The sequence below is a fragment of the Streptococcus oralis genome (genome assembly GCF_019334565.1).
Lineage (GTDB): Bacteria > Bacillota > Bacilli > Lactobacillales > Streptococcaceae > Streptococcus > Streptococcus oralis_CR.
Window position 1 is genome coordinate 307,349 of sequence record NZ_CP079724.1, and the last position, 25,432, is coordinate 332,780.

Genomic DNA, 25,432 nt, shown 5'->3' on the forward strand with positions numbered 1-25,432 from the left:
AGGAAGTCTATGAAGAAAATACTCGGTGTTTTAACAATAGTAGTATTACTTGTATCAGTTTGTTTTTACTTCTTTACGCATCAACCTAAAAATATTTTTGATGAAATTTATCAGGAAACAGAGAAGACTTATCTAGGAAACAATGTTTTTAACCAGTTGAAAGATGTTGAAGTACATAAATATCAAGAGTATGGTGATGATTCTCAATTTTATTCTTATGTACTATATCAAAAACAGAAAACTCCGCATGACTATAAAAATATTGATTTAATATTTCATTTTACAAAAGACACAAGTACAGTCTTCGTTTCTTTTGAGAAGGAGATAAGTACTGGGCAGCGAATTTTTATTTTTGGTAAGTATCTTACAAAAGAAAAATTGTTTCAAAAAAATGTACAGCTACTTATAAATCAAGAAGGAACTGATAAATCTATCGATGATGAATCGCAAGTAAGAACCTACCTAGAACAGTACGGTATCACTGCTAAGGACTTGGATGCTTACTACGACGAAATCGTCAACCAGATAGTCTTGAAAGATTGGTGCTCGATTTATGACAGTAAATATTCGCCAAGTAACTATGGTGAGGTAAAAGTCGAAACCCAGTGGGAGAATTGGTAACAATATGAAGAAAATCCTCGGTTTATTCGCGTTAATCACAATAATCGTATTATCCTGTTTTTACTTATTTCCTAAACAACCTAAAAATATTTTTGATGAAATGTATCAAGAAACCGAGAAAACCTATCGGTCAAATAATATTTTAAGAAAAATAGATGGCTTTGAAATTGACGATGTCTGGCCAAGTGATGGAGAATATTCTAAATACTATCCATTTGGAACTTATAATAATGACCATACCCCAGAAGAGTATTTTGAAATCGAAATTGGTTTTAATTTTACTACAAAAACACAATTAAGTTCAATCTCATTTGAAAAACGAATTGGGCCAAATGTTAGAGTTAGAATATGGGATAACTATACTCGGAAGGATCGTGTTTTAAAAAAATTTGTCAAAATAGGATTAAAGAAAGCAGATACGGAAACTTATATCGAAGACGAAGCTCAGGTGAAATCCTACCTAGAGCAGTATGGTATCACTGCCAAGGATTTGAATTCTTACTACGACGAAATCGTCAATCAAAAAGTCTTGAAGGACTGGTGCACCATTTATGACAGTAAGTACTCGCCAAGCAACTATGGCGATGTCAAGGTTGAAACGCAGTGGGAGAATTGGTGACAATATGAAGAAAATCCTTGGTTTAGTAGCCTTATTCGTGATAATTGTATCATCCTGTTTTTACTTTTTTAGTAGACAACCTAAAAACATTTTTGATGAAATCTACCAAGAAACTGAGAAAACTTATCGGACAAATAATATTTTAAGAAAAATAGATGGCTTTGAAATTAGTCCAGGTTGGCCAAGTGATGGAGAGTATTTTAAATATAGCCCTTTAGGGAAGTATAAGACTCTTCCAGAAGGCTATCTTGAACTGAGAGTTGGATTTAATTTTGAGAAAGCGTATAGTAAAATGTTTGTTTCAGTTGAGAGAAAAATAGCTGATGGAACGAAGATATGGATGATCAGCAAATATAATCCAAACACTAAAACAATCACAAAGTCAATTCAGATAGTATTATCAGGAAATGAGGATAGTTATATTGAAGATGAGGCCCAAGTGAAATCCTACCTAGAGCAGTACTGTATCACTGCCAAGGATTTGGATTCTTACTACGACGAAATCGTCAATCAGAAAGTCTTGAAAGACTGGTGTTCCATCTATGACAGTAAGTATTCACCAAGCAACTATGGCGATGTCAAGGTTGAAACGCAGTGGGAGAATTGGTGATAGGCCACGCAGACTTTACCCACCAGTCCATCACTATGGCTACTCATCTAAATCCTGGCAGCTTTCAGTTATCCGACGTCTATGGTGGTAGAGAGAATGTCAGAGATCTTTCTGGATGGGAGGGAGACACGACTAAAAATGCTACGGATATGAAACCAAGCATTGGCGAGGATGATTACAAGGCAGATTTGGACTCGGTCAATCTTATCGGCCGTATGCAACAGGGGCAATCCTATGCCCAAGCCACATCTTCCTATTATGCTGACCTTCAAAAGGATTCGACTCTTAGAGAAAGAGAATTCTTAAAAAATAAAGATTGGAAAGAAGTTAGAAGAGTACTATTTATGCTAGTATCCTTCCATTAGAGGTTATGGAAAAAGGGGAAGATGCCATTAAAGCATATATCGAAAGTAACTATCCAGGTGTATCTAAGTTTTTAAACCGCTTGGAAGCCGTGGCGGATTAGGAGGAAGTCTATGAAGAAAATACTAGGTGTTTTAACAATAGTTGTATTACTTGTATCAGTTTCTCTTTACTTCTTTATGCATCAACCTAAAAATTTTTTTGATGAGATTTACCAAGAAACTGAGAAAACCTATCGGTCAAATAATATTTTAAGAAATATAGAAGGTTTTGAAATCGATGATGTCTGGCCGAGTGATGGAGATTATTTTAAATATAGCCCTTTAGGAAAGTATAAGACTCTTCCAGAGGATTATCTTGAACTGAGAGTTGGATTTAATTTTGAGAAAGCGTATAGTAAACTGTTTGTTTCATTTGAGAGAAAAATAGCTGATGGTACGAAGCTATGGATGGTCAACAAATATAATCCAAATACTAAAACAATCACAAAGTCAATTCAGATTGTAATATCAGGAAATGAGGATAGTTATATCGAAGACGAGGCCCAAGTAAAATCCTATCTAGAGCAGTATGGTATCACTGCCAAGGATTTGGATTCTTACTACGACGAAATCGTCAACCAGAAAGTCCTGAAAGATTGGTGCTCGATTTATGACAGTAAATACTCGCCAAGCAACTATGGTGATGTCAAGATTGAAACCCAGTGGGAGAATTGGTGACAATATGAAGAAAATCCTAGGCCTAGTAGCTTTATTCGTGATAATCGTATCATCTTGTTTTTACTTTTTTGTGCGTCAACCTAAAAATATTTTTGATGAAATTTACCAAGAGACGGAGAAAACCTATCGGTCAAATAATATTTTAAGAAATATAGATGGATTTGAAATCAGACCTGATTGGCCAAGTGATGGAGAGTATTCTAAATATTATCCATTTGGAACTTATAATAAAAACAATACCCCAGAAGACTATTTTGAAATTGAAATTGGTTTTAATTTTGCTACAAAAACACAATTAAGTTCAATCTCATTTGAAAAACGAATTGGGCCAAATGTTAGAGTTAGAATATGGGATAACTATACTCGGAAGGATCGTGTTTTAAAAAAATTTGTCAAAATAGGTTTAAAGAAAGCAGATACGGAAACTTATATCGAAGACGAAGCTCAGGTGAAATCCTACCTAGAGCAGTATGGTATCACTGCCAAGGACTTGGATTCTTATTACGACGAAATCGTCAATCAAAAAGTCTTAAAAGACTGGTGTTCGATTTATGACAGCAAGTACTCGCCAAGCAACTATGGTGATGTCAAGGTTGAAACCCAGTGGGAGAATTGGTGACGAGGGTCAGTAGATATTTTGGAAATTATTCTATGAATTGAAGTGGAAATCCCACCTAGAACGAGCTAGGTGGGATTCTTTGCCTATGAAATGAGAAATTAGTGAATCTTGGTCTATTTTTTAACGTGTTCCGATAAAAAGGCATAGGTCATGGTTCCAAAGATGGCACCAATTCCCAATCCCAAGACTAGTAAAGGGAGCGTTTTATCGAACTGGGAGAGATTGTCCCAAAAGGTATCGAGGGGAAGATGCTGAACAAAGAGTTTGTGAAAGGCTGATAAGACAAACAAGCCAATTGGAATACTGATGAATACACCCCAACTACGAAGGTTGATTTGACTTTTGCTGTAGCTTTTGTGATGGATTTCGGACTGGTCATCCTTGTCCAAATGTAAATTGCGAACTGCTAGTCTCGCCCTAGATGAGAGGACGAAGATAAGTCCAAAATAGAGGTAGGGCATGGCATCTCGAACCAACTCTATGAAGCGTCCAAATAGGAGATAGAACAAGAAGAGTAGGAGAGAGGAGTAAACGATTTGGATCAAGGCACGGGCACAAGCCCTGTAGATTATCTCTTGGCGGCATTCATCAAAGGGGCCTTGTATGTGAAAGAATAGTTTGAGTAAGCGAGTGGTGAGATCTTCTTTTTTCATGGGAGTAATCTCCTAAATGAGCGATTTTTGATTGATTTCTTTAAAGAGTTGATAGAGAGTATAGAAGTAGACCAAACTCGAAATGATACAGATTATTAGAAATACCAGGTATCTCCAATCCATAGGATTTGTTAAAAGTTGTGGAAAGGATACGAGGATAAAACAGAGAGATGCGTTTAGAAGACGTATTTTTTTTGATTGGATTTTCTGGAATCTCTGTCCCTTGTTCAATACAGGAAGGAATAAAAGAAAGATAATCAAGAAAGGATGCTCAATATGTCCAGAAAGTAGGAAAAAGGTAACAAAGATACTGATAAAAACATGACTGATCAGTAGTCTAGCTAGTGATTTCATAAGGAACCTCCTAGTCGTCTTCTCGATCTTTCTTGGCTTTTCGAATGCGAAGAGAGACGATAATTTGTATGGTCACTCCGAAGAAGAGAGTAGCTAGGATAGTTGATACAAAATGCCCTGCATTTAAAAGAGAACCAAGATAACCCTTGCTATCATCGGTTAGGACATTCAGAAGCGGTATTCCAAAGAACATGCCCATGCCATAGATCAGACCCGCTTTTAGACCCGGAAAATGTAGTTGTTTACTTTCTTTTTGACTCAGCATTTCGGGGTCAATAGCTGTGATGCCCGTTTTCTTGGTTTGAGAGACCACATAGAGGGCAGCCATCATCGAAATGCCAAACACCACGAGAGGATAGCCGATAGCGACAATTTGTGGGTATTTATAAGCAAGGATAAAGGGGATGAGGTTGCCAAATATCATGAGATAAAAGAGAACGATAAAGACCTGATTCCCGATACGATCGGCCTCGCGCCGTTTGTGTTCGTCAAGGGGGCCAGAAATGCCGTATGTGCGTTTGATGAGTTTTTCAGTGAGAGTTTCTTTTTTCATTTGTTTGCTCCTTTTTTAAAAATCGTCTTCCCAAAAGAGGCTATTGAGGTCAGTTTGGAGGCTGCGGGCGAGGTTGAGACAGAGTTCTAGGGTTGGATTGTACTTGTCATTTTCAATCATGTTGATGGTCTGTCTCGAGACACCGATATCTTTGGCGAGCTCGAGCTGAGAAATGCCCAGTTCCTTGCGGAATTCTTTAACACGATTCATAGGGTCTCCTTTCTGATATGTCGTATATATTTGACTATATTATATTCTTTTGGGGATGGGATGTCAAGTATATATGACATATTTTTGAGAATTTTTTTCGAAGAAACTTAGCCTTGTCTGACAAGTGCAAGCTGGTCAGATTTGTGGTAAAATAGATAAGATATGACAAAAGAATTTCATCATGTAACGGTCTTGCTTCATGAAACGATTGATATGCTTGACGTAAAACCTGACGGTATCTACGTTGATGCGACTTTGGGCGGAGCAGGCCATAGCGAATATTTATTAAGTAAATTGAGCGAAAAAGGTCATCTCTATGCCTTTGACCAGGACCAGAATGCTATTGACAATGCGCAAAAACGGTTGGCACCCTATATCGAAAAGGGGATGGTGACTTTTATCAAGGATAACTTCCGTCATTTGCAGGCACGTTTGCAGGAGGCTGGTGTCCAGGAAATTGATGGAATTTGTTATGACTTGGGAGTGTCCAGTCCTCAGCTAGATCAGCGTGAACGTGGCTTTTCTTATAAAAAGGATGCGCCACTGGATATGCGGATGAATCAGGAAGCTAGTCTGACGGCCTATGAGGTGGTCAATCATTATGACTATCATGACCTGGTTCGGATCTTTTTCAAGTATGGTGAGGATAAATTTTCTAAACAGATTGCCCGTAAGATTGAGCAAGCGCGTGAGGTGAAACCCATTGAGACGACGACGGAGTTGGCAGAGATTATCAAGTCGGCCAAGCCTGCCAAGGAGCTCAAGAAAAAGGGACACCCTGCCAAGCAGATTTTTCAGGCTATCCGAATCGAAGTCAATGATGAGCTGGGCGCTGCAGATGAATCTATCCAGCAGGCCATGGACATGCTGGCTCTGGATGGTAGAATCTCGGTCATTACCTTCCATTCGCTGGAAGACCGCTTGACCAAGCAATTATTCAAGGAAGCTTCAACAGTGGAAGTTCCCAAAGGCTTGCCCTTCATTCCAGATGACCTTAAGCCCAAGATGGAATTGGTATCCCGTAAGCCAATCTTGCCAAGTGCTGAAGAGCTAGAAGCCAACAATCGTTCGCATTCAGCCAAGTTGCGCGTGGCTAGAAAAATTCACAAGTAAGAGGAAAAACATGGCAGAAAGAATCGAAAAAACAAGCCAGTTATTGCAAACGAAGTTTAAAGGTTTTTCACGTGTGGAAAAGGCCTTCTATGTTTCGATTGCTGCAACAATGATTATCCTGGCAATTAGCGTTGTGTTTATGCAGACCAAGCTATTACAAGTTCAGAATGAATTGACCAAGGTCAATGCTCAAATCGAAGAAAAGAAAACCGAGCTAGACGATGCCAAGCAAGAGGTCAATGAATTGATTCGTTCAGAACGTTTGAAAGAAATTGCAAACTCCAAGGATTTGCAGCTGAATAACGAAAATATCCGAGCAGCGGAGTAAGAAATGAAACAGTGGAAAGAAAAAATCATCCGTTATGCCGTTCGTAACCGTAAATCTCCAGAAGAAAACCGCCGAAGAGTAGGGAAAAGCCTGAGTTTATTGGCTGTCATACTCTTCGCTGTCTTTTTGGTCAACTTTGCGGTCATTATCGGAACGGGTAAAAAATTTGGTAAGGACTTGGTTCAAGAAGCCAACAAGGTCCATCAAACAACCAAGACGATTCCTGCAAAACGGGGAACCATCTACGATCGTAATGGAACACCTATTGCTGAGGATGCGACTTCGTATAATATCTATGCCGTTATTGATAAGACCTACAAGTCAGCAACAGGCAAAATTCTCTATGTAGAGGATTCTCAATTTAATAAGGTAGCTGAAATTTTCCATAAGTATCTGGATATGGAGGAGTCTTATGTCAAAGAACAGCTTTCTCAACCAGATCTAAAACAGGTATCCTTTGGGACCAAGGGAAATGGGATCACCTATGCCAATATGATGGCTATTAAAAATGACCTCAAAACTGCTGGTGTTGAGGGAGTTGACTTTACAACTAGCCCTAACCGCAGTTATCCCAATGGACAGTTTGCTTCTTCCTTTATCGGTTTAGCGCAACTCCATGAAAATGAGGATGGCACCAAACGTTTGATTGGGACATCTGGATTGGAGAGTTCTTTAAATAACATTCTGGCGGGTACAGATGGGATCATCACCTATGAGAAGGATCGTCTGGGAAATATTGTTCCGGGTACAGATCAAGCTTCCCAACAAACAGTAGATGGAAAAGATGTATACACAACCCTTTCTAGTCCCTTGCAATCCTTTGTGGAAACCCAGATGGATGCCTTTCAGGAAAAGGTAAAAGGCAAGTATATGACGGCTACCTTGGTCAGCGCTAAGACAGGGGAAATCCTGGCTACGACCCAACGGCCGACCTTTAACGCAGATACCAAGGATGGCATCACAAAAGACTTTGTCTGGCGTGATATCCTCTATCAAAGTAACTATGAGCCAGGGTCAACCATGAAGGTGATGATGTTGGCCTCAGCCATTGATAACAATACCTTCCCTGGTGGCGAATACTTTAACAGCAGTGAATTGAAAATAGCAGATGCGACCATTCGAGACTGGGACGTCAATGAAGGTTTGACGAGTGGTGGCACCATGACCTTCTCTCAAGGATTTGCCCACTCAAGTAATATCGGGATGACCTTGCTTGAGCAAAAGATGGGAGATGCAACTTGGTTGGACTACCTTAACCGCTTTAAGTTTGGGGTGCCGACCCGTTTTGGTCTGGCGGATGAGTACACAGGTCAATTGCCTGCTGATAACATTGTCAATATCGCCATGAGTTCATTTGGACAAGGGATTTCTGTTACCCAGACCCAAATGCTTCGTGCCTTTACAGCCATTGCCAACGATGGGGTTATGTTGGAGCCGAAATTTATCAGTGCCCTCTATGATCCAAATGACCAGTCTGTTCGTAAGTCTCAAAAGGAAATTGTTGGAAATCCTGTATCAAAAGCAGCAGCTTCCTCTACTCGGGATCACATGGTCATGGTCGGAACAGATCCTGTCTACGGTACCATGTACAACCACAGCACAGGAAAACCAAATGTCAATGTTCCGGGGCAAAATGTTGCCCTGAAATCAGGGACTGCTCAGATTGCTGATGAGAAGAATGGGGGTTACCTAACAGGTGAAACCAACTATATCTTCTCTGTTGTGTCGATGCATCCTGCAGAGAATCCTGACTTTATCCTCTATGTGACGGTGCAACAGCCAGAGCATTATTCAGGCGTTCAGCTAGGAGAGTTTGCCAACCCAATCCTTGAGCGAGCTTCTGCCATGAAAGAATCCCTCAATCTTCAGTCAACTGCCAAGAGCTTAGATCAGGTCAGCAAGACGACAAGTTATGCCATGCCAGCTACCAAGGACTTTACGCCGGGAGACCTAGCGGAGGAATTGCGTCGAAACCTGGTCCAACCAATCGTTATCGGAACAGGAACCAAGATCAAGGAACTCTCGGTTTCTGAAGGAGATAATTTGGAAGCCAATCAGCAGATCTTGATCCTGTCAGATAAGGTCGAAGAAATGCCTGATATGTACGGCTGGACAGATGAAAATGTGCAAACATTTGCCAAATGGCTGAATATAGAAGTCGAGTGGGAAGGTAGTGGCAAAACGGTCAAGAAACAAAGTGTCCGTGCCAATACAGCCCTCAAAGACATTAAAAAAATGAAAATAACTTTAGGAGATTAAGATGATTAGTTCCATTAGTGCTGGAATTCTAGCCTTTCTATTGACCTTGATAGGTATTCCAGCCTTTATCCGATTTTATCGAAAAGCACAGATTACGGGACAGCAGATGCACGAGGATGTCAAGCAACACCAAGCTAAAGCTGGGACTCCAACCATGGGAGGTCTTGTCTTCCTGATTGTTGCAGTTGTTGTGAGCTTCCTTGTCGCTCTCTTTACCCAACAATTGACCAACAATATAGGCATGATTTTGTTTATCTTGGTTTTGTATGGTTTGGTAGGTTTTTTGGATGATTTCCTCAAGGTCTTTCGTAAAATCAACGAAGGCTTAAATCCCAAGCAAAAACTTGCTCTCCAGCTGCTTGGAGGAGTGATTTTCTACCTCTTTTATGAACGTGGTGGCGATATGCTTTCAGTTTTTGGCTACCAAGTTCATTTGGGAATTTTCTATATTTTCTTTGCCCTTTTCTGGCTAGTTGGCTTTTCAAATGCGGTGAATCTGACTGACGGGATCGACGGCTTGGCTAGTATCTCAGTAGTGATTAGCTTGTCGGCCTATGGTGTGATTGCTTATATGCAAAATCAACTGGATATTCTTCTTGTGATTATTGCCATGATTGGTGGTTTGTTAGGCTTCTTCGTCTTTAACCACAAGCCTGCCAAGGTCTTTATGGGAGATGTGGGAAGTTTGGCTCTAGGTGGGATGCTGGCAGCTATTTCTATGGCTCTCCACCAAGAATGGACCCTTTTGTTGATTGGGATTATCTATGTTTTTGAGACAAGCTCTGTCATGATGCAGGTCACCTACTTTAAACTTAGTGGTGGGAAGCGTATTTTCCGTATGACACCTGTGCATCACCATTTTGAGCTTGGAGGATTCTCAGGCAAGGGCAATCCTTGGAGCGAGTGGAAGGTTGACTTCTTCTTTTGGGGAGTTGGGCTTCTAGCAAGTCTCTTGACCTTAGCCTTTTTATACCTACTGTAAAAATAATTTCTGATTACAAAATAAAACAGGATGAAGGTGATCTTCATCCTGTTTTTGTGTGGTTAAAGGTTAGTTGGAGTCATCCTTTCTTCCTTTTAACATAAAAGTGGCTGTAAGGGCTAGGCTGAGTCCTGCTAAGAAGAGGAGTGGGTTGGACGCTTCTCCTGTTGCTGGAAGTTCTTCTTTAGGAGAATGATTTCCAGTTTTCGCAAGGCTCGGACTAGCTGAAAGTTGTTCAGCCTCGTGTGCTAATGTTTCTGCATCTGAAGTACTTGGTTTTTCCTCAGTGTTAGAGCTTGTTCCAGTAGCTTGATAGACGACAGCATAGGTACTGAAATGATTAGTGATGAATTCTACCTTTCCGTCTTGAACGGTGAAATCAAGGGCTTGCAACTCCTTGGTCGGAGTGATGTAGTAGATGTTTTCTACGCTAGCTGAAATAGGCAAGCGAACCAAGACAGAGCCTTTTGGCTGCAAGCTATGATCGGTTGGATTTTTAAGCTGTAGGTCGTAAGCATCATAGGTCTTGCCAAAGAGTTCTTGAGCTAGGACACGTCGGCTAGAAACGTGAGAAATTCCTTCTAAGTCGCTGGCTCCACCGATGATTTCTACTCCAGTTTCCTTATCTTTTAAGACTCGAACTGGATAGTCAGGAAGGCTAAGGCTTGGAGCAGCCTGATCCCCACTAGTTCCGATAGGTTTGGTGTATTCAGGTTTTTCAACAGTAGGTGCTTCCTCTTGACCTGCTGTTCCGATCGGTTCGGTGTATTCAGGCTTTTCTACAGTAGGAGACTCTTCTTGCCCCGCCGTTCCGATAGGTTCGGTGTATTCAGGCATTTCTACAGTGGGTGGCACTTCTTGCCCTGCCGTTCCGATAGGCTCGGTGTATTTCGGAATTTCAACAGTAGGAGCTGGTTCGTCCCCCTTGCTTGTAGTTGGTCGCTTCTCATCGACTTTCTTTTCATCCTTTTTAGTAAAGACGGCCACGATAGGGCTGCTTGTGGTATTTCCTTGAATTGTATAAGCTTCAATGGCATTTCCAGCTTTGCGATTGGTTTCGTCAGGGATTGGGATTTGAACTTGATTGTCTTGGATTGATAGGATAGTCTGATCCCCACTGGTAACCAGATGCGTTTCATCCACCTTACGCAAAACTAGAGGATCTTTGACTCCTGGGAAGGTCACTGCGATGGCTTCCCAATCTCCAGCTGGTAGGCTTAAGGAAATGGTTTTGTCATTTTCCTTAAGAGGCGCAATGCTCGGGCTATCTATACCAACAGCAGGAGCTTTGATGATATCAAAGGAGTCTAGAGAGATTTTCTTGCGACCTTCTGGCGAATCTGGATCAACTTGTAATGTCAGGGTATGCGGACCGTCAGTGAGATTTGTAAATTCGCCAATAAAAGCTCTCTTTTCAGTTGCACCTGAAGTGTAGAAGTCTAGACTTGGCATTTCTTTGCCATCTAGTGTAACACGTGCTCGTCCAAGAGCGAGGCTCTTTAAGCCAAAGATACGAATACCCGTCCCTGTAAAGGAAATAGTTGCCTGAGCTTCTGAAGCTGCACTAGAGTCGCTGTTGTTAATATCAGCGTATTTTTCCGTACCTCCGTAGAGTTCAGGGTCAGACCAGTCCTTAAACTGGGCACCATACTGGATGCGCGAATCACGATCATCCATTTTTTCAATCGTATTGTCTGTTCCTGCTAGGATTTTTAAGTAGTCTAATGAAATTTTCGAACGCTCACTACCACGTCCTTTGTGTTCACGTTTAACACTAAGAGTCAATGTGTGAGGTCCGTCAGACAATCCTGTGAAGCGACCGATGAGACTACCTTTTTCAGTTGCCCCAGCAGTATGGAAGTCAAGTTCGCCGACTTCTTTGCCATCAATTTTAGCAGTGGCAAGACCTAGTTCAGACGATTTCAGTCCATAGATTTCGATACCCACACCATTGAAAGGAATAGTAGCAGTCACGTCTTGGTCTGTGTAGTTTCCTTTTGAAAGATCAGCAAACTTCTCCGTTCCTCCAAATAATTCTGAGTCTGCCCAGTTTCCAAAGGCAGCTCCGTACTGGATACGACTGTCTCGGTCATCCATCAATTCACTAGGAGTTTCTACAGTTGCCTGTTCAGATACTTGTGTGGAAACTTCGCCCAGCATCGCCTTGACGGTATAAGTATAGGCGAGTTGAGGATTTAGTGATCGGTCGATAAAGTGGGTTTGATTGGTTACAAATTCTCTAGTTGCAGAGGTTTGGCCAGATTCGTCTTTTACTTGTCTTTGGATGACATAGTGGGTAGCGCCTTCTACTTGGTTGAAGGTGAGTTCGGCAGTGACTCCATTTTGTCGAACTGCTGTCAGGCTGGTTACACGACCAGGAAAATGTTCAAAGGTAATGACGTCACCTTTTTGCGTTGCAAGCTGGATACGATTATCTTTAAGGATCGTTGCTTTGACTGCTTTGCCATTGACCTTAACCTGACTGGCTTCGATATTTGGATAGTCTACAACCAGGTCCCCGCCAACATTTGAAAGGAAGGACAAACTTTGAAGATTTTTATCTTTCCACTTCATGCTGACTTCGAAGTTACCACGGGCAACTAAACCAGAAACTTGACCGTCTTTCCAAGCATCAGGAAGGGCTGGCAATGGTGCAATATAGCCGGTATGAGATTGCAGGAGCATTTCTGCCATCCCACTAGTTGCTCCAAAGTTTCCGTCGATTTGGAAAGGCGCGTGGGTATCCCAAAGGTTTTCTAGGGTTGAATACTTGAGCTGTTCAGCGAGTAAGCGATGGGCACGATTACCGTCTAAGAGACGAGCCCAGAGGTTGATTTTATTGGCCTTAGACCAACCAGTCCCACCATCTCCACGGTGATTGAGGGTTGCACGCGCAGCCTCTAGGTATTCAGCCTGATCCTTGCTAAAGAGCGTACCTGGGAAGAGACCTACCAGATGAGACACGTGGCGGTGGTTATTTTCAATGCCTTCATTAGTGAATTGCGGGCTGTCTTCTTCGTACCATTCCTTGATACGTCCTTCTTTGTTGATGTGAAGTGGTTTCAGTTTGTCAAATTTAGCCTTGACCTCTGTGACTAAGTCTTGGTCGACTTTCAGATGGTTAGCGACTTCCATGTAGTCGTGGAAGAGTTGCCAGACTAGCGACTGGTCAAAGGTATTTCCAATGGTAATGGTACCGTGTTCAGGTGAGTAGGATGGAGAAGACACCCAACGGTCACTGGCCTTGTCATAGTGCAAGAAGGAGTTCCAGAACTTAGCGGTTTCCTTGAGCATTGGATAAATCTTTTCTTTGAGATAAGTCTCATCCTTGGTGAATTTATAGTAGTCATAGACATTCTGCATCATCCAGGCATTGGCTGCTGGCGACCAACCCCAATAGTAATTCCAACCAGGAGTTGTCCAGCCAAATGGTGTTGCTTGAGTGTGGACCAACCAACCATTTTCTTGCCCATCTTTGGATTCGATGCCAGCGTATTCCTTAGCAGCGATACGACCATAATAGCGCATGTCGTCAATGTAATTGATCATTGGCTTGGCAGTTTCAGCAAGGTTGTTCATGTAGGCTGGCCAATAGTTCATTTGCAAATTGACATTGAGGTGGTAGTCAGCGTTCCAAGGTGGATTGTCTACAGCATTCCAGACTCCTTGTAGGTTGGCAGGAAGGGCATCTGTCCGATCACGAGACGAACTGATGAGTAGATATCGGCCATATTGGAAGAAGAGTTCTTCCAATTTTTGCCCTTTTTCTGGGTTATAGCCTTGAAGGGCCTCTTTTGTCGTTTGAGTAGTCTTGGTTCCGCCTAGATTTAGTTTAACGCGGTTAAAGAGACTTTGATAGTCCTTGATATGGGCCTTTTTAAGTGTCTCGTAGTCTTTGGACTTAGCTGCTTCGACAATCCCTTTAACTGTTTTTTCGAGGTCAATGTCTTTTCGATAGTTGGTTTTTGGATTCTGAGCAAAGTTAGTCTTGGCACTGAGATAGAGGGTTGCATAACTTGCGCCTGTAACGGTCAGAGTTTCGTCCTGAACAGTCACCTTTCCGTCCGTTTTAATTCCTAGATAGGATGCAAATTGGAGGCCGTTATCTTTGACAGTTCCCTTTAGAAGGATTCCGTTTGCATCTGTAGTGACATGACCATTCTTATAGTTGGAATATTCCCAAGAGTAGTTGCCATTAGCAAGCAAGTCTTCTGTCAAGCTGTTCCAAAGGGTAAAGTCAAGTGTCTTGTTTCCTTTTTTGGTCAAGTGGGTCACGGTGACATCATCAGGATAACTGGAGAAGGTTTCGCGTTTGAAGGTCGTCCCATCTTGGGTGTAAGAAGTGGTCGTAGTGGCTTCGGTGATGTCTAGATTACGATGATAATCAGTTACAGTATCTAGTCCTTTCTTCTGGTTATTAAAGACCATGAAGATATCTCCAAAGGCTAGGTAGCGACCATATTGGGCATTATTAGGCCCAACGAGATTTCTTTCAGCTAGGCGTTTGGCTTTTTGGCGGTCTCCATCTTCAAGAGCCTTACGAATTTCTGCCAAGACCTTGTAGCGATCCTTGTAGTTCCCACCATTATAGTCGCTGCTATCGGGCTGGGGACCACCAGACCAGAGAGTCTTTTCGTTATACTGGATTCTTTCTTCACCAATCAGACCAAAGACCTTGGCTCCCATCTCGCCATTTCCGACTGGAAGGGCTTGTTTTTCCCATCCATCATAGGAAGGAGCTGTTGGATGATCGTAGTTGAGTTGATAGTTTTCTTGCTTTGTCACGGGCTGATCTGCTTTTTCAGGTTCCTTATTTTCTTTAGCTTCTACAATGGCTTCTTCACTAGCTTGACTATTTGTCGTCTGAGTCTCGTTAGCTGGCTTACTTTCAGAAACTACTGGACTTTCTGCTAGAGACGGATTTGTAGTTTCAGTCGCTTTAGCAGCTTTGGATTCACTATCAGGCTTAGTGATAGATTCGACAGAGGTCGGTTCAGTTTGTTTGACCTCAACACTGTCTGCGGCTACAGTATGGTTGACTAGAAAAACAGCCCCCAGTAAAACAGAAGCAGTCCCAACCGTTAGTTTACGGATGCTATAGCGACAGGATTTCTCCCAAAATATTTTGTCCATAGAAATCTCCTTTATATTTTTGGAACCGTTTACATTTTGTAAAACAAATCCCTATATTTTTGTTTCTATTTACCTCCCATTCTACTGGTCATCTAGCATTTGTCAAGAGGTTTTTAGCAAGATACATATTTGCTGTTGTTTTTTCTTAAAATAGTAGAGAAAAGAGAGGAAGGGGGAGAATTATTCGTAATTTTATAGTTCATTCTGATTGTAAGACTAGCTTAGAATTGGCTTAACCCCCTCTTGAAAGCGTAAAACAAACTAGTCAGGAAAGTCACTTTATGGTATAATATAGAAGACTCAAAAAGAAACAGGAGAAAAAGAATGGATTTACTTTTAGCAATTGTCTTGATTGTGCTAGCTTTTCTAGGGGGAGCTCTTGGAGGGATGTACTTGGTTCGTAAGCAAATCGAAAAAGAATTTGCGGACAACCCACGTTTGAACGCTGAGGCAGTTCGTGCTCTCTTGAGTGCAAATGGTCAAAAACCAAGCGAAGCCAAGGTACAACAAGTTTACCACCAAATCATCCGCCAACAAAAAGCAGCCCTTGCTAAGAACAAAAAGAAATAAATAGGAAAAGTCTGGGATGAAAGTTCCAGACTTCTCACTATGTTCAATAGTTCTCAAGGATAAGACTTTTTCCTTGCATTCTATTGATATTTGATTATGATTAAAAGAGAGGCAGTTGCCATTCTATCAAGCTGTCTATCCGTTCATTTAGGACGAGTAATTATGATGAACTATCAATCAGAAAAAAGACTAGAAAGAAGACTGTATGGATAATCGACCAATTGGTTTTTTGGATTCGGGTGTCGGGGGCTTGACTGTTGTTCGTGAGCTCATGCGCCAGCTTCCCCATGAAGAAATCGTCTATATTGGAGATTCGGCACGGGCACCCTATGGTCCCCGTCCTGCTGAGCAAATTCGTGAATATACTTGGCAGTTGGTCAACTTTCTCTTGACCAAGGATGTCAAGATGATTGTCATTGCTTGTAACACTGCGACTGCGGTCGTCTGGGAAGAAATCAAGGCCCAACTAGATATTCCTGTCTTAGGCGTGATTTTGCCAGGAGCTTCGGCAGCTATCAAGTCCAGTCAAGGTGGGAAAATCGGGGTCATTGGAACCCCCATGACGGTCCAATCAGACATCTATCGTCAAAAAATCCATGATCTGGATCCGGACTTACAGGTGGAGAGTTTGGCCTGTCCCAAGTTTGCCCCCTTGGTGGAGTCTGGTGCCCTGTCAACCAGTGTAACTAAGAAAGTGGTCTATGAAACTCTGCGTCCCTTGGTTGGAAAGGTGGATAGCCTGATTTTGGGTTGTACCCATTACCCACTCCTTCGCCCTATCATCCAAAATGTCATGGGACCAAAGGTTCAGCTCATCGATAGTGGGGCAGAGTGTGTACGGGATATCTCGGTTTTGCTGAACTATTTTGAAATCAATCGTAGCCGAGATGCGGGACCTCTTCAACATCGTTTTTACACAACAGCCAATAGCCAAAGTTTTGCCCAGATTGGAGCAGAATGGCTGGAAAAAGAGATTCATGTGGAGCATGTAACTTTATGACAAATAAAATTTATGAATACAAGGATGACCAGGACTGGTATGTCGGTGTCTGGGATGTCTATGGAGGCATCTATAGCCTTATCAAAGATTCTCTCGAGCTTGATTTTATGGATTTAGCGCGGATTTTTCGTGACGAGGAAAATGGCTTTCCGATTACGATAACGGTGATGCGCTGGTCTTCTAACTTCCGTCTGCTCTCCTTTATCGTTGAGATTTTAAATGCTGAAGCAGGCCGCAATCTAGAAGTCATCCAACGTCAGGGTGCCCTGCTCTTGATTGAAAATGGACAGCTTTTGCATGTCGAATTGCCTAAAGAAGGAGTTGAAGTGGAAACCTTCTTTGAAACTAACAAGGTCAGAGAAACCTTATTGATTGCAACTCGCAACGAAGGCAAGACCAAGGAATTCCGAGCTATCTTTGACAAGTTAGGCTACGATGTGGAAAATCTCAATGACTATCCAGATTTGCCTGAAGTAGCTGAAACAGGTATGACCTTTGAAGAAAATGCCCGCCTCAAGGCAGAAACCATTTCCCAATTAACAGGCAAGATGGTGCTAGCAGATGACTCAGGTCTCAAAGTCGATGTCCTCGGCGGTTTGCCAGGAGTCTGGTCAGCCCGTTTTGCAGGAGTGGGAGCGAATGATCGTGAAAACAATGCCAAGCTCTTGCACGAATTGGCCATGGTCTTTGAACTCAAGGACCGCTCGGCTCAATTCCACACAACCCTAGTTGTAGCCAGTCCAAATAAGGAAAGCTTGGTTGTCGAAGCTGACTGGCCAGGTTATATCAACTTTGAGCCCAAGGGCGAAAATGGCTTTGGTTATGATCCGCTCTTCCTTGTGGGAGAGACAGGCAAGTCCTCAGCTGAATTAACCCTTGAAGAAAAAAATAGCCAATCCCACCGTGCCTTAGCCGTTAAGAAACTTTTGGAGGTATTTCCATCATGGCAAAGCAAACCATCATTGTAATGAGTGACTCCCACGGCGATAGCTTGATTGTGGAAGAAATTCGTGATCGCTATCTGGGGAAAGTCGATGCCATTTTTCACGATGGTGACTCAGAACTCCGTCCAGACTCTCCGCTCTGGGAAGGCATCCATGTCGTCAAAGGCAACATGGACTTTTATGCTGGCTACCCAGAACGTTTGGTAACTCAACTTGGTCCCACTAAGATCATCCAGACGCATGGACACTTGTTTGACATCAATTTCAACTTTCAAAAGTTGGACTACTGGGCTCAGGAAGAAGATGCCGATATCTGTCTCTATGGTCACTTACATGTGCCAAATGCTTGGATGGAAGGCAAAACACTCTTTTTAAATCCAGGCTCCATCAGCCAACCAAGAGGAACCATCAGGGAATGCCTTTATGCCCGTGTGGAGATTGATGACAGCTATTTTAAAGTAGACTTTTTGACACGTGACCATGAGGTTTATCCAGGCTTGTCCAAGGAGTTTTCTCGATGATTGCCAAGGAATTTGAAGCATTTTTACTGGAGCAGGAAGAGACTTTTCTTACCCCTGCTGAGAATCTAGCAGCCTTGATTGATACCCATAACGCTGACCATGCAATTTTGGTGCTGAGCCAAATCACCTATACCCGTATCCCTGTTGTGACCTTTGACAAACGCTTTGTTGGAACCATTGGACTGAGAGACATTTTGGCTTATCAAATGGAGCAAGATTTGACGGATGAGCAGATGGCAACGACAGACATCGTCAATATGACCAAGACAGATGTGGCAGTCGTCGCTCCAGACTATAACATCACTGAAGTCCTCCATAAACTGGTGGATGAACCCTTCTTGCCAGTCGTAGATGGTGAAGGAATTTTCCAAGGAATCATCACGCGCAAGTCTATCCTCAAGGCCGTCAATGCTCTCTTACATGACTTTAGTAAGGAATATGAGATTCGATGCAAATGAGAGATAGGATTTCAGACTTTTTAGAGGGAAAGCAGGGTTTGTCTGCCAATTCCAAGCAGTCCTATAAGTATGATCTGGAGCAATTTTTAGACATTGTGGGTGAGCGGATTTCTGAGACCAGTCTTAAGATTTACCAAGGCCAGCTAGCCAATCTAAAAATCAGCGCCCAGAAGCGAAAATTTTCGGCCTGCAACCAATTTCTCTACTTTCTCTATCAAAAAGGTGAAGTGGACAGTTTTTACCGTCTGGAATTAGCCAAACAAGCTGAAAAGAAGACCGAAAAGCCAGAGATTCTAGACTTAGACTCTTTTTGGCAGGAAAGTAATTATCCAGAAGGACGCTTGCTAGCGCTCTTAATCCTAGAAATGGGACTCTTGCCAAGCGAGATTTTATCCCTCAAGATTGCGGATATCAATCTTGATTTTCAGGTTTTGAGAATCAACAAGGCTTCCCAACAGAGGATTGTCACTATTCCCACGACCTTGATTCCAGAGCTAGAACCCTTGATGGGGCAAACCTACCTCTTTGAAAGGAGTGGGAAAACCTATTCTCGTCAGTGGGCCTTTCGTCAGCTGGAGTCCTTTGTCAAGGAGAAGAGGTTCCCAGCCTTATCAGCCCAAGCCTTGCGGGAACAGTTCATTCTAAGACAGATAGAAAACAAGGTCGATTTGTACGAAATTGCAAAAAAATTAGGATTAAAAACAGTCCTGACCTTAGAAAAATATAGATAATGGATATTAAATTAAAAGATTTTGAAGGGCCTCTGGACCTGCTTTTGCACCTGGTTTCCAAGTACCAGATGGATATCTACGATGTGCCCATTACGGAAGTCATCGAGCAGTATCTAGCCTATGTCTCAACCCTGCAGGCCATGCGTCTGGAAGTGACGGGCGAGTATATGGTCATGGCCAGTCAGCTCATGCTGATCAAGAGCCGCAAGCTCTTGCCAAAGGTAGCAGAAGTGACAGACTTGGAGGATGACCTGGAGCAGGATCTTCTCTCCCAAATCGAAGAATACCGTAAGTTCAAGCTCTTGGGTGAGCACTTGGAAGCTAAGCACCAAGATCGGGCCCAGTATTATTCCAAAGCACCGACAGAGTTGATTTACGAGGATGCGGAGCTTGTACATGACAAGACGACCATTGACCTCTTTTTGGCTTTTTCAAATATCCTAGCCAAGAAAAAAGAGGAATTTGCTCAGAATCATACAACTATCTTGCGAGATGAGTATAAGATTGAGGACATGATGGTCATCGTAAAAGAGTCCTTGACTGGACGAGACCAGTTGCGCTTGCAGGATTTGTTCAAGGAAGCCCAGAATGTCCAAGAGGTTATTACCCTCTTTTTGGCGACCTTAGAGTTAATCAAAACCCAGGAACTGATCCTCGTGCAAGAGGAGAGTTTCGGAGATATCTATCTCATGGAAAAGAAGGAAGAAAATCAAGAGGCACAAAGCTAGACTTGATAGAGAGGAAAGATGAGTACTTTAGCAGAAATAGAAGCGCTCTTGTTTGTGGCAGGTGAAGATGGGATTCGGGTCCGTCAGTTGGCTGAACTCCTCTCTCTGCCACCGACAGGCATCCAACAGAGTTTAGAAAAATTAGCCCAGAAGTATGAAAAAGACCAAGATTCGAGCTTGTCCCTGATCAAGACAGGTGGTGCATACAGATTGGTCACCAAGCCTCAATTTGCAGCGATTTTGAAGGAATACTCCAAGGCACCCATCAACCAAAGTTTGTCTCGGGCTGCCCTTGAGACCTTGTCCATCATTGCCTACAAGCAGCCGATTACCCGAATTGAGATTGATGCTATTCGTGGGGTTAACTCGAGTGGAGCCTTGGCAAAGTTGCAGGCTTTTGAATTGATAAGAGAAGATGGGAAAAAAGAAGTTTTGGGTCGCCCTAATCTCTATGTGACTACGGATTATTTTCTAGATTACATGGGGATTAACCATTTAGAAGAATTACCAGTGATTGATGATCTTGAGATTCAAGCCCAAGAAAGCCAATTATTTGGTGAAAGGATAGAAGAAGATGAGAATCAATAAATATATTGCCCACGCAGGTGTGGCCAGTAGGAGAAAAGCAGAAGAGCTGATCAAGCAAGGATTGGTAACGGTCAACGGACAGGTAGTGCGTGAACTCGCAACGACCATCAAGTCTGGTGACAAGGTCGAAGTTGAAGGTCAACCTATCTACAACGAAGAAAAGGTTTACTATCTGCTTAACAAACCACGCGGTGTGATTTCCAGTGTGACAGATGATAAGGGTCGTAAGACTGTTGTCGACCTCTTGCCCAATGTTAAAGAACGCATTTACCCTGTGGGACGTTTGGACTGGGATACATCAGGTGTCTTGATTTTAACCAATGATGGTGATTTTACGGATGAGATGATTCACCCCCGTAATGAGATTGACAAGGTCTATGTTGCGCGTGTTAAAGGTGTGGCTAATAAGGACAATCTCCGCCCCTTGACCCGCGGTCTTGAGATTGATGGCAAGAAAACCAAGCCGGCTATTTATGAAATTCTCAAAGTGGATCCAGTCAAAAACCGCTCTGTGGTACAGTTGACTATCCATGAAGGGCGTAACCATCAGGTTAAAAAGATGTTTGAAGCTGTCGGCCTCCAAGTGGATAAGTTGTCTCGGACACGTTTTGGACATCTAGACTTGACGGGGCTTCGTCCAGGTGAAGCTCGTCGCCTCAATAAAAAAGAAATCAGCCAACTACACACCATGGCTGTAACCAAGAAATAATGAAACGAATCTTAATAGCGCCAGTACGCTTTTACCAACGTTTTATCTCACCAGCCTTTCCACCCTCTTGTCGCTTTGAGCCGACTTGTTCCAACTACATGATTCAGGCTATTGAAAAACATGGCTTCAAGGGTGTTCTGATGGGCTTGGCTCGAATTTTCCGATGCCATCCTTGGTCGCCAATAGGAAAAGATCCTGTCCCAGACCACTTTTCTCTCAGACGAAATCAAGAAAAAAAATAACCCAACATCACCTGATGTTGGGTTTTCTTGTTTATTTCAAAGCTTTTTGTGCGTCTTCAATCATGAGTTTGGTTGATTCAAGACCGCCTCCGCTTAGATACCAGAGGTCTGGTGTTAGTTGGATAATTTTTCCATTTTTAGCAGCAGGAGTTTCAGCGATGAGGGCATTTTCTAGGACGCCATCGTTGCTAGAGTTGTCCCCACCGATGGCAAGGGTACGGTTGATGACAAAGAGGATGTCAGGATTGATTTCTTTGACACTTTCAAAGCTGACTTCTTGTCCGTGGCGAGAGTCTTCAAATTGAGTATCTGTTGGCTTGAATTTCAAGGTTTGGTACAAGAAAGAGAAACGAGATTGGGCACCAAAGGCAGCCATTTTTCCTTCATTGAGGAGGATAGCAAGGGCTTTTTTGTCAGAACTTTCGTTTTTAGTAGCGACTTCTTGGATGCTCTTGTCTAGGTTAGCTAATTCTTCTTTGGCTTTCTGTGTACCAGTTTCACCAAAGGCACTTGCTAGAGATTCGATGTTAGCCTTGGTAGAAGTCCAGTAGTCGTCCTTGCTTGCTTGGAAGAGAACAGTTGGAGCAATTTCTTTGAACTTGTCTACGAATTTTTGGGTACGTGGAGAAGCGATAATCAGATCCGGCTCAAGAGCAGCAATGGCTTCTAGGTCTGGCTCAACCATAGAACCCACATTGTTGACATTTCCCGCAAGATCTTTTAGGTAAGTCGGAACAGTTTTTGTCGGCATTCCGACGATATTCTTTTCAAAACCTAAAGCGCGAATAGTATCCGCAGCACCGAGATCAAAGGTCACAATCTTTTCAGGAACCTTTGAAAGTTTGACCTCGTCTAGTGAACTTTTAATGGTTATCTCTGTTGGAGCAGAGCTACTTGACTCCGTCTTACTAGTGGTTGAGTTTGTATTTGTACTACATGCACCAAGTAGGAGCAAGAAGCTGGCCACTAGGGCAGTAAGATAAAGTTTAAGGGATGTTTTCATGATTTCTCCTTTTTAAAATATGATAACGATGTAGGGAGTCTCTTAGATAGGCTTGTTAGCTAAGAGACAGAGGGTTCTCTAACATGAGTTCAGAATAGCTAGCTATAGATACAGATCTTTTTGCCATTGATATCAGCCAACGTGATGGGAATCTCATAGAGTTGACTGAGCAGGTCAGTCTGCATGATTTGAGCAGTCGTTCCCTTGCAAAAGACTTGACCGTCCTTGAAGGCAACAATTTCATCCGCATATTGGCTAGCCATATTGATATCGTGGAGGACGATGATAATGGTTTTGCCAAGTTCCTCCACCAGTTGCCGAAGGATCTGCATCATGCTGACACTTTGCTTGATATCGAGATTATTGAGCGGTTCGTCTAGCAAGATAAAGTCTGTATCCTGGGCCAGTACCATAGCGATAAAGACACGTTGCAACTGTCCACCAGACAGACTATCGATGTAGCGGTCTTTTAAGCTTGTCAGTTCCAGGTAGTCCAGGGTTTCTCGGATTTTTTCCCAGTCTTCTGCCTTCAGTCGACCACGGCTGTAGGGAAAACGTCCAAAGCTGACTAGTTCTTCAACGGTCAATTTGGCTTGGTAATTGATCTTCTGCTTTAGGATGGTGAGCTCTTTGGCTAGTTCTTGCGAATTCCAACTCTCGATTTCACGCCCTTTGATACTGAGGATTCCCTGATCTTTCTTGGTCAGTCTGCTCATGATGGAGAGAAGAGTTGATTTTCCAGCACCATTTGGACCAATGAAGGCTGTCAGTTTCTGAGGACTGACTTCAAGGGAAATGTCTTGCAAAATATCCTGTTTTTGAATGGATTTGTCAATGTTTTCCAGTTTCACCGACGGGCCCTCCTGTATAGTAAGATAAAGAATAAGAGACCACCCACACTCTCGATGATCATGCTGATGCGAATTTCCAGCGCAAAGACTCGTTCGATGAGGGCTTGCCCCAAGGTTAAGCTAATAAATCCAATTAGAATGGCTACGATAAAGAGCAACTTGTGTCGATAATCTTTGACAATCAGGTAAGTGAGATTGGCCAGCATAAAGCCAAAGAAGGCCATAGGCCCTACCAAGGCAGTGGCTGTTGAGGTCAAGAGCACGATGCCCCAGAGGAGTTCTCTCTGTTCTTTTTCAACATCTAGTCCCAGTATCTGAGCCGTTTCTCTTTGCAGGTGCAAGACATCCAGAACGACTGCTTTGCGAAAGAAAAAGATTGTCAAAGCGAGGATGATCAGAGAACCGATGGCTAGGATGGAAGTGTTGAGATGCTGAAAGGAGGCAAAGAGACTGTTCTGCAGTTTATCGTATTCATTTGGATCCATCAGAACTTGGAGGAAGGTACTGATATTTCGAAAGAGACTTCCCAGGGCTAGGCAGATTAGTAGGATGAAGACCAGGTCTTGTTTCATCAGCCTCTTCAGGTAGCCTTGTAAGGCGAGAAAGAAGAGGGATTGAAGCAGAAGCAAGACTAGAAATTCTAAGATAGGCGACTTCCCAAGCTGTAGAAATTTGCTTTCAAATATCAGTAGCAGGGTCTGTAGCAAGACATAGAAGGATTCGATTCCCAAAATACTTGGCGTCAGAAAGCGATTTTCCGTCAGGGTTTGAAAACTAATGGTCGAAATCCCTGTCGCGATGGCTACCAAGAGATAAACAATGATTTTTTGGGAACGCAGCTTCCAGGCAAAGGCAGACAGGTTAGTGATGGGCCAAAAGTAGAGGAGACAAGCTCCGATGGCCAGAATAATGAGAAGCCAGAAGAGCTTGGTATGTTTGCTTTTAAACTGCATCTTTTCGTCCTCCTCTCCAGAGAAGTAGGATAAAGACGAGGCTACCGATGATTCCTAGTAGGAGACTGACAGACAGCTCATAGGGCCGAATCAAGACTCGAGAGAGGATATCGCAGGCCAGAACCAGATTGGCTCCGATCAGAGCGACCATGAGTTTGGTTTGGCTCAGATTATCTCCATAGCGCTTGCGGACAAGATTGGGAACGATGACTCCGAGAAAAGGCAAGGCACCCACAGTAATCATGGTGACACTTGTCGTTAGCGCCACTAGAAAGAGGGCCAGCTTTTCAAGTAGGGAGTAAGAAATCCCCAAACTCTCACTGGTTTCCTTGCCCAGATTCATGATGGTGAAGGTTTGGGATAATTTCCAAACGGCCATCAGGATAATGAGGCCTAAGAAGAGCCACTCATACTGATGGGTCTGAATCATGGAGAAGGAGCCCTGGGTCCAAGCAGTCATACTCTGAACCAGATTGAAACGATAGGCGATAACTTCTGTGACAGAACCGATAATCCCACTATAGATGATCCCAATTAAGGGCAACATCCACCTTTCCTTTACAGAAAAAATAGTCATAAAAGCCAGGAAGAAGAGGGTAAATAAAATAGATGAGCCAAAAGCAAAGAGCATCTTTTGGGTCAGACTCGCAGACGGAAAGACAAAGAGGCTCAACACCATTCCCAGTTTGGCGGCTTCTGTCGTTCCGACTGTACTCGGAGCAGCAAACTGATTTTGGGTAATGGTCTGCATGAGGAGTCCTGCCATGCTCATACTGGAGGCTGCAAGGAGAATGCTGATGGTTCTTGGAAGACGCGACTCTTGAAAGAGAAGCCAAGTCTGTTGGTCAAAAGCAAAGAATTTTTCCCAAGAAAAATCACTGGTTCCAATACTAATGGAGAGAAAGACCAGGAGTAGAAGTAAGCCTGTTAAAATATGAGAGAGTTTCATGCCCCGTCCTTTCATGTAGATTTGGTATAAAAATACCCTTGGAGATAAT

28 protein-coding genes and 1 pseudogene are annotated in these 25,432 nt (G+C 42.9%); 20 read left to right on the plus strand and 9 right to left on the minus strand.

The genetic code is table 11. The features are described 5' to 3' along the window. Positions 1-9 precede the first annotated feature (9 nt). The 6 genes and pseudogenes from KX728_RS01595 to KX728_RS01620 all read left to right on the plus strand — a co-directional run bounded on the left by KX728_RS01595 (position 10) and on the right by KX728_RS01620 (position 3,551). Positions 10-621 carry a TipC family immunity protein gene (locus tag KX728_RS01595; protein WP_215805024.1) on the plus strand — a complete coding sequence of 204 codons (612 nt, stop codon included), beginning with the start codon at positions 10-12 and terminating at the stop codon, positions 619-621. Between the two features lie 4 nt (positions 622-625). Continuing rightward, on the plus strand, positions 626-1,240 hold the full coding sequence (locus KX728_RS01600) for a TipC family immunity protein (RefSeq protein ID WP_215805023.1): 615 nt from the start codon (positions 626-628) through the stop codon (positions 1,238-1,240). 4 nt (positions 1,241-1,244) lie between these two features. Continuing rightward, positions 1,245-1,850: a TipC family immunity protein gene (locus tag KX728_RS01605; RefSeq protein ID WP_215805095.1), complete on the plus strand. Its 606-nt coding sequence runs from the start codon at positions 1,245-1,247 to the stop codon at positions 1,848-1,850. A 2-nt stretch (positions 1,851-1,852) separates the two neighbouring features. Next, a pseudogene (locus tag KX728_RS01610) lies at positions 1,853-2,316 on the plus strand (T7SS effector LXG polymorphic toxin); the annotation flags it as partial. A 10-nt stretch (positions 2,317-2,326) separates the two neighbouring features. After that, on the plus strand, positions 2,327-2,932 hold the full coding sequence (locus tag KX728_RS01615; protein WP_215805022.1) for a TipC family immunity protein: 606 nt from the start codon (positions 2,327-2,329) through the stop codon (positions 2,930-2,932). A 4-nt stretch (positions 2,933-2,936) separates the two neighbouring features. Further along, positions 2,937-3,551 carry a TipC family immunity protein gene (locus tag KX728_RS01620; RefSeq protein WP_215805094.1) on the plus strand — a complete coding sequence of 205 codons (615 nt, stop codon included), beginning with the start codon at positions 2,937-2,939 and terminating at the stop codon, positions 3,549-3,551. 113 nt (positions 3,552-3,664) lie between these two features. On the opposite strand, the gene KX728_RS01625 is transcribed toward KX728_RS01620, so the two are convergent. The 4 genes from KX728_RS01625 to KX728_RS01640 are packed head-to-tail and all read right to left on the minus strand — an operon-like array spanning position 3,665 to position 5,321. Beyond that, positions 3,665-4,204 carry a DUF3278 domain-containing protein gene (locus tag KX728_RS01625; RefSeq protein WP_049484332.1) on the minus strand — a complete coding sequence of 180 codons (540 nt, stop codon included), beginning with the start codon at positions 4,202-4,204 and terminating at the stop codon, positions 3,665-3,667. Between the two features lie 12 nt (positions 4,205-4,216). Next, complete coding sequence (locus KX728_RS01630; protein ID WP_049484333.1) at positions 4,217-4,558, minus strand: hypothetical protein; 342 nt, start codon at positions 4,556-4,558, stop codon at positions 4,217-4,219. A gap of 10 nt (positions 4,559-4,568) precedes the next feature. After that, positions 4,569-5,111, minus strand: a complete 543-nt coding sequence (locus KX728_RS01635) for a DUF3278 domain-containing protein (RefSeq protein ID WP_215805021.1) — start codon at positions 5,109-5,111, stop codon at positions 4,569-4,571. A 15-nt stretch (positions 5,112-5,126) separates the two neighbouring features. Further along, positions 5,127-5,321 carry a helix-turn-helix transcriptional regulator gene (locus tag KX728_RS01640; protein ID WP_001082470.1) on the minus strand — a complete coding sequence of 65 codons (195 nt, stop codon included), beginning with the start codon at positions 5,319-5,321 and terminating at the stop codon, positions 5,127-5,129. Positions 5,322-5,483: 162 nt separating this feature from the next. Here KX728_RS01640 and rsmH point away from each other — a divergent pair, with 162 nt between their 5' ends. Genes rsmH through mraY form a run of 4 tightly spaced genes read left to right on the plus strand, consistent with a single transcriptional unit; the run spans position 5,484 to position 10,003 of the window. Next, positions 5,484-6,434 carry a 16S rRNA (cytosine(1402)-N(4))-methyltransferase RsmH gene (gene rsmH / locus KX728_RS01645; protein ID WP_000159388.1) on the plus strand — a complete coding sequence of 317 codons (951 nt, stop codon included), beginning with the start codon at positions 5,484-5,486 and terminating at the stop codon, positions 6,432-6,434. Positions 6,435-6,444: 10 nt separating this feature from the next. After that, complete coding sequence (gene ftsL, locus KX728_RS01650) at positions 6,445-6,762, plus strand: cell division protein FtsL (RefSeq protein WP_000840795.1); 318 nt, start codon at positions 6,445-6,447, stop codon at positions 6,760-6,762. 3 nt (positions 6,763-6,765) lie between these two features. Then, positions 6,766-9,021: a penicillin-binding protein PBP2X gene (pbp2x, locus tag KX728_RS01655; protein ID WP_215805020.1), complete on the plus strand. Its 2,256-nt coding sequence runs from the start codon at positions 6,766-6,768 to the stop codon at positions 9,019-9,021. A gap of 1 nt (position 9,022) precedes the next feature. Next, on the plus strand, positions 9,023-10,003 hold the full coding sequence (gene mraY / locus KX728_RS01660) for a phospho-N-acetylmuramoyl-pentapeptide-transferase (protein WP_215805019.1): 981 nt from the start codon (positions 9,023-9,025) through the stop codon (positions 10,001-10,003). Positions 10,004-10,072: 69 nt separating this feature from the next. Here mraY and KX728_RS01665 read toward each other — a convergent pair whose 3' ends face one another. Next, entirely contained in the window at positions 10,073-15,136 is a 5,064-nt protein-coding gene (locus KX728_RS01665; protein WP_215805018.1) for an SIALI-17 repeat-containing surface protein, read from the minus strand. Positions 15,137-15,460: 324 nt separating this feature from the next. Between KX728_RS01665 and KX728_RS01670 the strand changes: the two genes are divergently transcribed. The 10 genes from KX728_RS01670 (at position 15,461) to yidD (ending at position 21,627) form a co-directional block, all read left to right on the plus strand. Then, positions 15,461-15,706, plus strand: coding sequence for a YneF family protein (locus KX728_RS01670; protein WP_215805017.1), 246 nt, complete (start codon positions 15,461-15,463; stop codon positions 15,704-15,706). A 205-nt stretch (positions 15,707-15,911) separates the two neighbouring features. Continuing rightward, positions 15,912-16,706, plus strand: a complete 795-nt coding sequence (racE, locus tag KX728_RS01675) for a glutamate racemase (protein WP_000370379.1) — start codon at positions 15,912-15,914, stop codon at positions 16,704-16,706. Beyond that, positions 16,703-17,674 (plus strand): nucleoside-triphosphate diphosphatase, encoded by a 972-nt coding sequence (locus KX728_RS01680; RefSeq protein WP_215805016.1) that lies wholly within the window; start codon positions 16,703-16,705, stop codon positions 17,672-17,674. Before racE ends, KX728_RS01680 begins: the two co-directional genes overlap by 4 nt. Then, positions 17,650-18,171 carry a metallophosphoesterase gene (locus tag KX728_RS01685; protein WP_084877440.1) on the plus strand — a complete coding sequence of 174 codons (522 nt, stop codon included), beginning with the start codon at positions 17,650-17,652 and terminating at the stop codon, positions 18,169-18,171. The genes KX728_RS01680 and KX728_RS01685 overlap by 25 nt, the downstream gene beginning before the upstream one ends. After that, positions 18,168-18,629, plus strand: a complete 462-nt coding sequence (gene cbpB, locus KX728_RS01690; RefSeq protein WP_215805015.1) for a cyclic-di-AMP-binding protein CbpB — start codon at positions 18,168-18,170, stop codon at positions 18,627-18,629. The genes KX728_RS01685 and cbpB overlap by 4 nt, the downstream gene beginning before the upstream one ends. After that, on the plus strand, positions 18,626-19,360 hold the full coding sequence (xerD, locus tag KX728_RS01695; RefSeq protein ID WP_287639059.1) for a site-specific tyrosine recombinase XerD: 735 nt from the start codon (positions 18,626-18,628) through the stop codon (positions 19,358-19,360). The genes cbpB and xerD overlap by 4 nt, the downstream gene beginning before the upstream one ends. Further along, the gene (locus KX728_RS01700) at positions 19,360-20,088 is read left to right on the plus strand and encodes a segregation/condensation protein A (protein ID WP_000351887.1); all 729 of its coding nucleotides are present in this window, start codon (positions 19,360-19,362) and stop codon (positions 20,086-20,088) included. The genes xerD and KX728_RS01700 overlap by 1 nt, the downstream gene beginning before the upstream one ends. Before the next feature lie 18 nt (positions 20,089-20,106). Beyond that, positions 20,107-20,676: an SMC-Scp complex subunit ScpB gene (gene scpB, locus KX728_RS01705; protein WP_215805013.1), complete on the plus strand. Its 570-nt coding sequence runs from the start codon at positions 20,107-20,109 to the stop codon at positions 20,674-20,676. Further along, entirely contained in the window at positions 20,663-21,385 is a 723-nt protein-coding gene (locus KX728_RS01710; RefSeq protein ID WP_215805012.1) for a pseudouridine synthase, read from the plus strand. The genes scpB and KX728_RS01710 overlap by 14 nt, the downstream gene beginning before the upstream one ends. Next, on the plus strand, positions 21,385-21,627 hold the full coding sequence (gene yidD / locus KX728_RS01715; protein WP_000821619.1) for a membrane protein insertion efficiency factor YidD: 243 nt from the start codon (positions 21,385-21,387) through the stop codon (positions 21,625-21,627). Before KX728_RS01710 ends, yidD begins: the two co-directional genes overlap by 1 nt. A 31-nt stretch (positions 21,628-21,658) precedes the next feature. Here the strand turns inward: yidD and KX728_RS01720 are convergent, their stop codons facing one another. From KX728_RS01720 to KX728_RS01735, 4 genes are all read right to left on the minus strand, one after another. After that, positions 21,659-22,630: a siderophore ABC transporter substrate-binding protein gene (locus tag KX728_RS01720; RefSeq protein WP_215805011.1), complete on the minus strand. Its 972-nt coding sequence runs from the start codon at positions 22,628-22,630 to the stop codon at positions 21,659-21,661. 98 nt (positions 22,631-22,728) lie between these two features. After that, complete coding sequence (locus KX728_RS01725) at positions 22,729-23,481, minus strand: iron ABC transporter ATP-binding protein (protein WP_215805010.1); 753 nt, start codon at positions 23,479-23,481, stop codon at positions 22,729-22,731. Next, complete coding sequence (locus KX728_RS01730) at positions 23,478-24,434, minus strand: iron chelate uptake ABC transporter family permease subunit (protein ID WP_215805009.1); 957 nt, start codon at positions 24,432-24,434, stop codon at positions 23,478-23,480. The genes KX728_RS01725 and KX728_RS01730 overlap by 4 nt, the downstream gene beginning before the upstream one ends. Further along, complete coding sequence (locus KX728_RS01735; RefSeq protein ID WP_215805008.1) at positions 24,424-25,383, minus strand: ABC transporter permease; 960 nt, start codon at positions 25,381-25,383, stop codon at positions 24,424-24,426. The genes KX728_RS01730 and KX728_RS01735 overlap by 11 nt, the downstream gene beginning before the upstream one ends. Positions 25,384-25,432 lie beyond the last annotated feature (49 nt).